The 8,540-nt window shown below is 71.5% G+C and carries 6 protein-coding genes; 1 reads left to right on the forward strand and 5 read right to left on the reverse strand.

Annotated elements, in window-relative coordinates; translation table 11 throughout:
• Positions 1 to 494: 494 nt before the first annotated feature.
• Both B7P34_RS33905 and ahcY read right to left on the reverse strand, forming a co-directional pair.
• Positions 495 to 1,112, reverse strand: a complete 618-nt coding sequence (locus B7P34_RS33905; protein ID WP_030365248.1) for a hypothetical protein — start codon at positions 1,110 to 1,112, stop codon at positions 495 to 497.
• A 96-nt stretch (positions 1,113 to 1,208) separates the two neighbouring features.
• Positions 1,209 to 2,666 (reverse strand): adenosylhomocysteinase, encoded by a 1,458-nt coding sequence (gene ahcY, locus B7P34_RS33910; protein ID WP_106681997.1) that lies wholly within the window; start codon positions 2,664 to 2,666, stop codon positions 1,209 to 1,211.
• A 480-nt stretch (positions 2,667 to 3,146) separates the two neighbouring features.
• Here ahcY and B7P34_RS33915 point away from each other — a divergent pair, with 480 nt between their 5' ends.
• Complete coding sequence (locus tag B7P34_RS33915) at positions 3,147 to 5,108, forward strand: fructose-specific PTS transporter subunit EIIC (protein ID WP_223268518.1); 1,962 nt, start codon at positions 3,147 to 3,149, stop codon at positions 5,106 to 5,108.
• Between the two features lie 88 nt (positions 5,109 to 5,196).
• Here B7P34_RS33915 and B7P34_RS33920 read toward each other — a convergent pair whose 3' ends face one another.
• The 3 genes from B7P34_RS33920 to B7P34_RS33930 all read right to left on the reverse strand — a co-directional run.
• Entirely contained in the window at positions 5,197 to 6,165 is a 969-nt protein-coding gene (locus B7P34_RS33920; protein WP_106681999.1) for a cation diffusion facilitator family transporter, read from the reverse strand.
• A gap of 71 nt (positions 6,166 to 6,236) precedes the next feature.
• Positions 6,237 to 7,451 (reverse strand): mannose-6-phosphate isomerase, class I, encoded by a 1,215-nt coding sequence (manA, locus tag B7P34_RS33925; protein ID WP_106682000.1) that lies wholly within the window; start codon positions 7,449 to 7,451, stop codon positions 6,237 to 6,239.
• Positions 7,452 to 7,545: 94 nt separating this feature from the next.
• The coding region (locus B7P34_RS33930) for an SIS domain-containing protein (protein ID WP_106682001.1) at positions 7,546 to 8,540 on the reverse strand (995 nt) is incomplete at its 5' end.

Here is an 8,540-nt window from a genome sequence, read left to right on the forward strand (position 1 = left end):
GCCGAAGCTGAGGACGGGGTATTTTATAGTCTGGCGTTGACTTTTGGCACGCTGTTGAGTTCTCAAGGAACGGACGCTTCCTTCGTACTCACCCTCTCGGGCTTTCCTCCGGGCGCTTCCCTTCGGTGTTTCCAACCTTACCAGATCCGTTTTCCGTTCCGTTTCCGGTCCGAATCACTTTTCCGGCCCCCTGTTGGAGCGGGGTTTCGCCTTTCAGCTTTCGCTTTCCGGCGGTGGTCCCGACTTTATCAGAAGCTTTCCGGCCGAGCTAATCGGCTTTTCGCTTTCCAATAAGGAATCGAGGTGCTCGGGGCGAATCTCGTTCACCACCAGAGCGCTATAGAGACTAACTGCTGCTTGGGAGCCTGTCCAGCTCCCCCGGCAACCGTTCGAATCTACCTCCCCAGTCCCCCCGTGTCAACGGGTTTCTTGGGGCGAAGAGGACAGTACCAGGCTGACCAGCCCTTCCGCACATCGAGTCACCGAGCGGAACCTCAGGTGAACGTCGACGGGGGGCTGTCCAGGTCCTCCAGCTCGATGCCGGGTGCCGACAGGACCACGTCACCGGCCAGGTTCACCGTGTGCTGCTCGCCGGTCTCCAGGTCGCTGACCTGGTACTCGTCCACCTGGAGCGGGCCGTTGTCAGTGGCGTGTGCTGTCCTGCTGACCAGGGCCCACGACTGGTCGAGGGTCCGGGGGGCGAGGACGGGGGAGGTGAAGCCGACCAGGCGGATGCGCGTGGCGCCCGCGCCCGGTGTCAGGCGCAGCGCGCGGGACAGCGCGACGTAGAAGGCGGGGGACGCGCCGGTGAAGGCGCGTGCCTGCGGGACATTGCCTTCCGTGGCGTGCTCGCCGGACGGGTCCGTGCGGACCCAGGTCACGCCGTCGAGGGCCGCGCCGCGCACCTGCCAGTCCGCGGCCTGGAGCTGCAGGCGGATGGGGCGGCCCAGGTCGTCGAGGGTGAGGTCGACGGAGCCGGCGTGGTCGCCGGCGGGAGTGGTGAGCTGCGAGACGTAGCGCCAGCCGGAGGGGCCGGTGGCGCAGTGGAAGTGCTCTTCACCGAGGGGGGTGTGGTCGTGCGGGTCGTGGAGCGAGTAGCGGCCGCGGGGCATGGTGGGGTCCTCGTCAGAACGGGGACAGGCCCCTGCCTTCCCGGCAGGGGCCTGCTACCGATCGCTGTTCGTGTTGCTGGTCGTGCTGCGTCGGTGTCAGTAGCGGTAGTGGTCCGGCTTGTACGGGCCCTCCACCGGGACACCAATGTAGGCGGCCTGCTCCGGGCGGAGCGTGGTCAGCTTGACGCCGAGCGCGTCGAGGTGGAGGCGGGCCACCTTCTCGTCCAGCTGCTTCGGCAGGACGTAGACGTCCGTGGGGTAGGACTCGGGCTTGGTGAACAGCTCGATCTGGGCCAGGGTCTGGTCCGCGAACGAGTTGGACATGACGAACGACGGGTGGCCGGTCGCGTTGCCCAGGTTCAGCAGGCGGCCCTCGGACAGCACGATGAGGACCTTGCCGTCCTCGAAGGTCCAGGTGTGGACCTGCGGCTTGACCTCGTCCTTCACGATGCCGGGGATCTTCGCCAGGCCGGCCATGTCGATCTCGTTGTCGAAGTGGCCGATGTTGCCGACGATGGCCTGGTGCTTCATCTTGGCCATGTCCGAGGCCATGATGATGTCCTTGTTGCCCGTCGTGGTGACGAAAATGTCGGCGATCTCGACGACCTCGTCCAGGGTGGTGACCTGGTAGCCGTCCATCGCCGCCTGCAGCGCGTTGATCGGGTCGATCTCGGTGACGATGACCCGGGCGCCCTGGCCGCGGAGCGACTCGGCGCAGCCCTTGCCGACGTCGCCGTAGCCGCAGACGACGGCGACCTTGCCGCCGATCAGGACGTCCGTGGCGCGGTTGATGCCGTCGATGAGCGAGTGGCGGCAGCCGTACTTGTTGTCGAACTTGGACTTCGTCACCGCGTCGTTCACGTTGATCGCGGGGAAGAGGAGCGTGCCGTCGCGCTGCATCTCGTAGAGACGGTGGACGCCGGTCGTGGTCTCCTCGGTGACGCCGCGGATCTCGGACGCCAGCTGGGTCCACTTCTGGGGGGACTCCCCCAGGGTGCGGTTCAGCAGGGTGAGGATCTGGGCGTACTCCTCGCTGTCCGCGGTCGACGGGTCCGGGGCGCTGCCCGCCTTCTCGAACTCGACGCCCTTGTGGACCAGGAGGGTGGCGTCACCGCCGTCGTCCAGGATCATGTTGGGGCCGCCGGTGGCGGTGTTCGGCCAGGTCAGGGCCTGCTCCGTGCACCACCAGTACTCCTCCAGGGTCTCGCCCTTCCAGGCGAAGACCGGCACGCCCTGCGGGTTCTCCGGGGTGCCGTTCGGGCCGACCGCGACGGCGGCGGCGGCGTGGTCCTGGGTGGAGAAGATGTTGCAGGACGCCCAGCGGACCTGTGCGCCGAGGGCCACGAGGGTCTCGATCAGCACGGCGGTCTGGACGGTCATGTGCAGCGAGCCGGTGATGCGCGCACCCGCCAGCGGCTGCGTCTCCGCGTACTCCTTGCGGATCGCCATCAGACCGGGCATCTCGTGCTCGGCCAGTGTGATCTCCTTGCGGCCGAAGGCCGCCAGCGAGAGGTCCGCGACCTTGAAGTCCTGGCCGGGGGAAGTGGTGGTCATACGGGCTGCTCCTCTGTGAAGGGCGAGCGAGGGTGGACACGGCCGTGCATGCGATCGGGCTGCCTGAAGCAGCTGGACACACTGGACGCACCGGTGCCCCGACCGCAGCGCAGTCCGTCGGAGGCCCTCTCTCCCTCGGCCGGTCCGTCGTGCGGGCCGCCCGACCGCCATCAGCAGCGACGTCTGGCTCGTCAACGAATCTACACCGGGGGCCTGCCGAACCCCACCCCCACCGGCGACCGATCCTCCGGAACGTCAGATTCCGTCGAACTCCCGGCTGCTGACACCGGAACGTCCTTGTTTCCTGTGCAGGTCAGGTGTTGCAGGATGCGATCAGCGCGAGGATGCGGCACGCCGCCGCGAGCGATCCGTTGTGAGGAGACCCACGTGGCCAGTCCAGCCAGTGCAGCCGGTCCCGCCGGGGATGACGGACGGGAAGGCCCGGAAGGGCGGGGCGGGCAGGGACTCAGACTGCTCGCGGTGACCGCCTGTCCGACGGGGATCGCGCACACGTACATGGCGGCGGAGAAGCTGGCCCAGGCCGCGCAGGCGCTCGGCCATGCGATGAAGGTCGAGACGCAGGGGTCGATCGGGGCGGAGAACGTCCTGTCCGAGCGCGAGATCGCGGAGGCCGACGGCGTCATCGTCGCCGCCGACAAGGACGTCGACCTCAGCCGCTTCGCCGGGAAGCGGGTGCTGTCCGTCGGGGTCGCCGAGGGCATTCACCATCCGGAGCGGCTGATCCGGGACGTCCTAGAGGCGCCGGTGCACCGCGGCCCGGCGGCAGGGGCCGGCGCCGGGAGCGGCGACCTCTTCGGCGGCGTGGGCGGGAAGGAGCGCGGCTCCGTCTACAAGGCGCTGATGAACGGCGTCTCCTACATGATCCCGTTCGTGGTCGTCGGCGGTCTGCTGATCGCCGTGTCGCTCGCCCTCGGTGGGCGCACCACGCCGCAGGGCATCGTCTTCGACAGCTCGCTCTGGCAGTCCGTCAACGACATCGGCGTCATCGGCTTCACGCTGATGATCCCCATCCTCTCCGGCTACATCGCCTACGCGATCGGGGACCGGCCGGCCCTCGTGCCGGGCATGGTGGGCGGCTGGGTCGCGAGCCACGGGGAGCTGTACGACAGCAAGGCGGGTGCGGGATTCATCGGGGCGATCGCCACGGGGTTCCTGGCCGGCTACCTGGTGTTGTGGATCAAGAAGGTCCGGGTGCCGGACTTCGTCCGGCCGGTCATGCCGATCATCGTGATCCCGGTCGTGGCCACGACGTCGCTCTGCCTGTTCTTCGTCTACGTCATCGGCCGGCCGATCGCCTGGGTCTTCGAGCACCTCACCAGTTGGCTGGGCGGGCTGACCGGGACGAGTGCCGCCCTGCTCGGTGTGGTGCTCGGGCTGATGATCTCCTTCGACATGGGCGGGCCGGTCAACAAGACGGCGTTCCTCTTCGGCGCGGGGCTGGTGTCGAAGAACCCGGAGGTCATGGGCATGTGCGCGGCCGCGATTCCGGTGCCGCCGCTCGGGCAGGGGCTCGCGACGCTGCTGCGGCGGCCGCTGTTCAGCGCGCAGGAGCGGGAGACGGGGCTGGCGGCCCTGTTCATGGGGTGCTTCGGCATCACCGAGGGCGCGATCCCGTTCGCCGCGGCGCGGCCGGCGCGGGTCATTCCGGCGAACATGGCCGGCGGCGCGGTGGCCGGGGCGGTGGCCGGGTTGGCGGCGGTGCAGGACAACGTGCCGCACGGGGGGCCGGTGGTGGCGGTGCTGGGGGCGGTCGAGGGGGTGCCGATGTTCTTCGTCGCCATCGCCATCGGGACGGTGGTGACGGCCCTGACGACGATCACCTTGATGATGGCCGGGAAGGGGGCGCCCGCGATGCCGGCCCCGGCCGTGGGGGCGGCGGCGGCCGGGTCCGGGGTCGCGCCCGCTGGTTCGGTCCCCTCCGCACCCGCCGCTCCCGCATCCGCGGGTACAGCGTCAGCCGGCTCCGCGCTCTCCGGTCATCTCACCGCCCGGACCGTACGGCCCCAGCTCGCGGCGCGGGGCAAGGAGGCGGCGATCCGGGAGATGGCGGGGCTGCTCGCGGCGAGCGGCGCGGTGACCGACGTGGACGGTCTGGTCGCGGCGGCGCTCGCGCGGGAGGAGCTGGGGACGACCGGGCTCGGGGAGGAGATCGCGATCCCGCACGCGAAGACGGATGCGGTGTCGGAGCCGGTCGTGGGCTTCGCCCGGTCGGAGGAGGGGATCGAGTGGGGGGCGCTCGACGGGACGAAGGCCCGGTTGATCTTCATGATCGCCGTGCCGGGCGCCGCGGCGGGCGACGAGCATCTGCGGATCCTGGCCATGCTGTCGCGGAAGCTGATGGATCCGGAGTTCCGGGAGCGGCTGCTCTCGGCGGAGGGCGAGGCGGACGCGCTCGTGAGGGTTCTGCAGGAGGTGCGGTAAGAGCGGTAAGAAGCGGCAAGAGGTGCGGTGACCGGCCCGGGGCCGGGTGAGCCCGGGCCGTGCGGCATGCCGGCCGGTCACCGCGTGCTCAGCGCGGGCCCGGGCCGCCCGGGGTCGCCGCCGGGTCCGCGCCCGCCGCCACGGCTTCCTCGCGATAGATGTCCGGCTCCAGGTAGATGACGCGGGCGATCGGGACCGCCTCGCGGATCCTGGCCTCGGCCGCGTCGATCGCGTCGGCGACCTCGGTCGCCGTGTCGTCGTGCTGCACCGCGATCTTCGCCGCGACGAGGAGCTCCTCGGGGCCGAGGTGGAGGGTGCGCATGTGGATGACGCGGGTGACCGTCTCGCCGTCGACGGCCGCGGCGCGGATCTTCGCGACCTGTTCGGGGCCGGCCGCCTCGCCGAGCAGCAGGGACTTGGTCTCCGAGGCGAGGACGAGGGCGATCAGGACGAGCAGGGCGCCGATGCAGAGGGTGCCGATGCCGTCCCAGACGCCGTCGCCCGTGAGGACGGACAGACCGACGCCGCCCAGGGCGAGGACGAGGCCGACGAGGGCGCCGAAGTCCTCCAGGAGCACGACGGGCAGTTCGGGAGCCTTGGCGGTGCGGACGAACTGGCCCCAGGACTGCTTGCCGCGCAGTTCGTTGGACTCCTTGACGGCCGTGCGGAAGGAGAAGCCCTCCGCGATGACGGCGAAGACGAGGACGCCGACGGGCCAGTACCAGTTGTCGAGCGCGTGCGGTTCCCTGATCTTCTCGTAGCCCTCGTAGAGCGCGAAGACGCCGCCGATGGTGAAGAGGACGATCGAGACGAGGAAGCCGTAGATGTAGCGCTCGCGGCCGTAGCCGAAGGGGTGCTCCTCGCTGGCCGCTCGCTGGGCCTTCTTGCCGCCGAGCAGGAGCAGCGCCTGGTTGCCGGAGTCGGCGACCGAGTGCACTCCCTCGGCGAGCATCGACGACGAGCCGCTGAACGCGAACGCGACGAACTTCGCCACGGCGATGGCCAGGTTGGCGCCGAGCGCGGCGACGATGGCCTTGGTTCCGCCTGATGCACTCATGTGTGCGGGGTATCCCTTCCGCCCTGGTCCGCCCGGCCCGCCATTGTTGCAGCCGCGGGGCGGGCGCAGGCTCAGACGGCGACCGTGGCGCGGAAGACCCGGGCGTCGTCACCGGCGAGCGCGACGGGCTCGGTTGCCCGTACGAACGCGGACTCTCCCCGGGCGAGGCGCAGCTCCTCGCCGGTGTCCGTCCTGCGGAGGACGGCGGTGCCCGTGGTGCACAGGAGGATCTGGGGGGTGCCGGTGGGCAGGGTGGCCTCGGCGCCGGGCGCGAGGTCGAAGCGGGAGAGGCGGAACTCCTCGACGGGAGTGCCGTAGACCTCCTCGCCGCCGGCGTCGGCCTCCGGGCGCAGGATGGCGGGGGCGGCGCTCTCGAAGCGGACGACGCGCAGGAGTTCGGGGATGTCGATGTGCTTGGGCGTCAGGCCGCAGCGCAACACGTTGTCCGAGTTCGCCATGATTTCGACGCCGAGGCCGTCGAGGTAGGCGTGCGGGACGCCGGCGCCCAGGTAGAGGGCCTCGCCGGGCTGGAGGCGCACGTGGTTGAGGAGCAGGGCGGCGATGACGCCGTGGTCGCCGGGGTAGTGCCGGGCGAGGAAGGCGCAGGCGGCGTACACCTCGCGGTGCGGGCCCTCCTGCGCGGCGAGGCGTTCGGCGGCGGCGGCCGTCTCGCTGACGGTCCGGGCCATGTCCTCGTGGTCGGCGCCGAGGACGGCGGTGAGGACCTCGCGCAGGGCGTCCTCCTCCGGCTTGGCGTGCAGGAGGTCGGCGTACGGCTTGAGGGAGTCGACGTCGAGCGCGGCGAGGAGGCCGGCCGTCTCGTCCGGGGCGCGGAAGCCGCACAGGCCCTCGAAGTGGGTGAGGGCGCAGAGGAGTTCGGGCTTGTGGTTGGTGTCCTTGTAGTTGCGGTGGGGGGCGTCGAGGGGGACGCCGGCGGCCTCCTCCGCGGCGTGGCCGGCCACCGCCCGCTCGCGGTCGGGATGGACCTGGAGGGAGAGCGGGGACGCCGCCGCGAGCACCTTGAACAGGAAGGGCAGCCGCGGTCCGAAGCGCTGCACGGCCCGGGAGCCGAGCTCGCCCTCGGGGTCGGCGGCGATGACCTCGGAGAGGGGGCGCAGGTCCGCTCCTCCGCCGCCGTCCCGCGCCACGCGGGAGGGCGCGCCCGGGTGGGCTCCCATCCACAGCTCTGCCTGCGGCTCGCCGGTTGGGGTGGTGCCCAGCAGCTCGGGGATCGCGGTGGTGGAGCCCCAGGCGTAGGGGCGCACGGTGTTGACGAGGCGGTCCATGCGGGCGGTTTCCTGACTGTTGCGGGCGTACGGCGTTTGCGACGCGGTGAGTGCGTCGTCGTCTCGGCTTCTGCGTCTCTGTCTGCGCCTACGTCTACGGGGTCGAGGCGAGCGCCAGGTAGACGGCGGCGAAATCCGTGATGGCCAGCAGTTCGGCGGCGGTCTGCAGGGGGCTGTCGGCGTCCGTGGGCTCCAGCTCGCTGACGGGGGTCTCGCGCTGCAGGGCGAGTTCGCGGGCGGCGGGAGCGGGCGAGGTGACGTCCGGCTCCTGCTCTCGGAGCAGGACGACGCGGGCGTGCAGGGTCTCCGGCTCCTCCACGCGGTCGCGGAAGAAGTCCTCGGGGTCGGCGCCCGCGGCGAAGTCGCCCGAGAGGAGCGTGCCGTGGGCGGTCAGCGCCTCGGGGAGCTCGGCGGCCAGGGCCGGGCGGCCCGCGAGGGCGGCGAGGACCATGGCGAAGTGCCGGCCGGCCGCGGCGGCCAGCTCCCCCTCCGTCCAGATCAGGGGCACGGTGTCGGCCAGTTCGGCCGCCAGGGTCTTGGCGGGATTGCTGTACGTGGCGATGGCCGGACCGCAGCGCTCGGCGACCTGGTCGAGACGGTCCGCGAGGGCCTCGACCGCGGACGGGTCCGCCGCGAGCAGCCCTATGCGGTCGGCCAGGACAAGCAGGGGCGTCAGCAGGGACCAGAGGAGGCCCGGCCCGATGGGCAGCGCGGGGCGCTCGCCCGCCGGCCGGTCCTCGCCTCCGGGCTCGATGCCCGCGCGGGTCTCGCTCGGCGACGTCGTCAGCGGGACCGCGAGACCGCGGGCCTGCGCGGTGGCGTCGGCGAGGGGCGAGCCGGCCGGGGTGACGCAGACGACGGAGCAGCCCCGGCGGTACGCCTGCTCCAGGAGGATCGCGAGGCCGGGTTCCGTCCCGTCCGGGCTGGCGACGAGCAGCAGGTCGAGGGGGCCGGTCCAGCCGGGGAGCGCCCAGCGCAGGGCGCCGGGGGCGGGGGCCACGCCGGTCGGGCGGATCAGGGTGACGGGGGCGCTGCCCCCCGCGAGTGCGGTGAGCAGGTCCGCCGTGCAGCCGGCGGCCGGGCCCGGCC

Source organism: Streptosporangium nondiastaticum (assembly GCF_003011965.1).
GTDB classification, from domain to species: Bacteria; Actinomycetota; Actinomycetes; order Streptomycetales; family Streptomycetaceae; genus Streptomyces; species Streptomyces nondiastaticus.

Excerpts from the sequence above, each read along its gene's own strand:
- B7P34_RS33905 (WP_030365248.1), bottom strand. The coding sequence starts at position 1,112 with ATGCCCCGCGGCCGCTACTCGCTCCACGACCCGCACGACCACACCCCC.
- ahcY (WP_106681997.1), bottom strand. The coding sequence starts at position 2,666 with ATGACCACCACTTCCCCCGGCCAGGACTTCAAGGTCGCGGACCTCTCG.
- B7P34_RS33920 (WP_106681999.1), bottom strand. The coding sequence starts at position 6,165 with ATGAGTGCATCAGGCGGAACCAAGGCCATCGTCGCCGCGCTCGGCGCC.
- manA (WP_106682000.1), bottom strand. The coding sequence starts at position 7,451 with ATGGACCGCCTCGTCAACACCGTGCGCCCCTACGCCTGGGGCTCCACC.